General features: G+C 60.2%; 3 protein-coding genes. 2 read left to right on the top strand and 1 reads right to left on the bottom strand.

Features of this window, described 5'->3' with window-relative positions; translation table 11 throughout:
- Window positions 1–662, top strand: a 662-nt coding sequence (locus tag FEM54_RS31950) for an MFS transporter (RefSeq protein ID WP_138454209.1), incomplete at its 5' end; no start/stop codon positions are given.
- A 52-nt stretch (window positions 663–714) separates the two neighbouring features.
- Complete coding sequence (locus tag FEM54_RS31945) at window positions 715–1221, top strand: GAF domain-containing protein (RefSeq protein ID WP_017138954.1); 507 nt, start codon at window positions 715–717, stop codon at window positions 1219–1221.
- Here the strand turns inward: FEM54_RS31945 and FEM54_RS31940 are convergent.
- A partial coding sequence (locus FEM54_RS31940; RefSeq protein WP_138454208.1) for an AraC family transcriptional regulator occupies window positions 1196–1747 on the bottom strand: 552 nt, incomplete at its 5' end. The genes FEM54_RS31945 and FEM54_RS31940 overlap by 26 nt on opposite strands.

Below are 1747 nucleotides of genomic sequence, written 5' to 3'. Positions count from 1 at the left end.
CGTATATGCCCAGCTACCTGTCGCGCAACCTGCATTACAAAGAAAACAGCGGCGTACTGATCATCATCGCGATCATGGTCGGCATGCTGTTCGTGCAACCGTTCATTGGTTTTGTGAGTGACAAGATCGGCCGAAAACCCTTCATCATCGCCGGCAGCGTGGGCCTGCTGTTCCTGTCCATTCCGGCGTTCATGCTGATCACCAGCGGCAAGATCGGCCTGATCTTCGCCGGCCTGCTGATCCTGGCGGTGGTCCTCAACTTCTTTATCGGCGTGATGGCCTCGACCCTGCCGGCGATGTTCCCCACGCACCTGCGCTACAGCGCGCTGGCCAGTGCGTTCAACGTCTCGGTATTGATCGCCGGTGTCACCCCCACCGCCGTGGCGTGGCTGGTGGAAAGCACCAACGACCTGTTCATGCCCGCCTACTACCTGATGGTGTTTGCCGTGGTCGGCTTGATCACGGGCCTGACCATGAAGGAAACCGCCAACAAGCCACTGCGCGGCGCCGCGCCTGCGGCCTCGGACATGGCAGAAGCCAAGGAAATACTGCAAGAGCACCACGACAATATCGAGCAGAAGATCGAAGACATCGACACTCAGATTGCCGAACTGGAAGCCAAGCGCCAGAACCTGGTGCAGCAGCACCCACGCATCAACTGACTACTGACCTGGCGTGGCGGCCCCTGCCGCCATGCCTTTGGAGTGCCTAAGCATGGTTCCAAGCGTCACCGCAGCACACTCGCTACTCAGCGCCGACGAACGCGCTGCCATCGCCGAAATAGAAGCCACCACCAGCATCCTGCAACTGGTTACCCGCTTGACCGGCATGCGCTTTGCCGGCATCGCCAAATTCACTGACCTTGAGTGGGTCGTCTGCTCGGTGCACGACACGGCCGACATGGGCATTCATGTCGACGACGTGCTCGACCTCGAAACCACACTGTGTAGTGAGTTCTGCATTAACCCGCAGACCCTGTTCATCCCGCAGATCAGCCACAACGGCCGCTTCGCCGCGCGCCCGGTGGTCAAGCAGTTCGCCATCGAAAGCTACGCCGGTGCGCCGATCTTCCTGCCTGATGGGCGCCTGTTCGGCGCATTGTGCGCGCTGGATTCGCGGGCGATGCTGTTTGAAGACCCCAACCTGCCGGAAACCCTGAGCCTGTTTGCGCGGCTGATTGGCTGTATTTTTTTCGCTAACTTGAGCTCGGTTGATCAGTGAGCTTGCCGCGCAAGGCGGCCATGTCGCGCTTGGGTGGCACACCGAACAGCCGGCTGTACTCGCGACTGAACTGTGACGGGCTTTCATAACCCACCTTGAACGCCGCACTGGACACGTCTTGATGTTCGTTGAGCATCAAGCGCCGCGCTTCATTCAAGCGCAGCCATTTCTGATACTGCAAAGGGCTCATCGCGGTCAGGTGACGAAAGTGATGATGAAAGGTGGCAGCGCTCATCTGCACCCGCGCCGCCAATTCCTCCACCCGCAACGGCGCGGTGTAATTGAGCTTCAGCCAATCGATCGCCTTGGCGATCCGATAGCCCTGCCCGTCAACGGCGCAGATCCTGCGCAGGCGCCCGGCCTGGTCGGTCTTTAACAGCCGGTAATGGATTTCACGCTGAATCAACGGCGCGAGTACCGGGATCGCCTCGGGTTCGTCCAGCAAAGCGACCAAGCGTGCGAACGCTGCCAGCATGCCTTCGGTGACCGTGCCGATTCCCACCCCTTTCATCACTGCCCGCTCCCG

The sequence above is a fragment of the Pseudomonas edaphica genome (assembly GCF_005863185.1).
Taxonomy (GTDB): domain Bacteria; phylum Pseudomonadota; class Gammaproteobacteria; order Pseudomonadales; family Pseudomonadaceae; genus Aquipseudomonas; species Aquipseudomonas edaphica.
Note: the sequence above shows the minus strand (reverse complement) of the source record. Positions and strands in the feature narration are given on the sequence as shown.

What these genes read in the sequence shown, in the direction of transcription:
- FEM54_RS31945 (WP_017138954.1), top strand. Translation starts at nt 715, where the DNA reads ATGGTTCCAAGCGTCACCGCAGCACACTCGCTACTCAGCGCCGACGAA.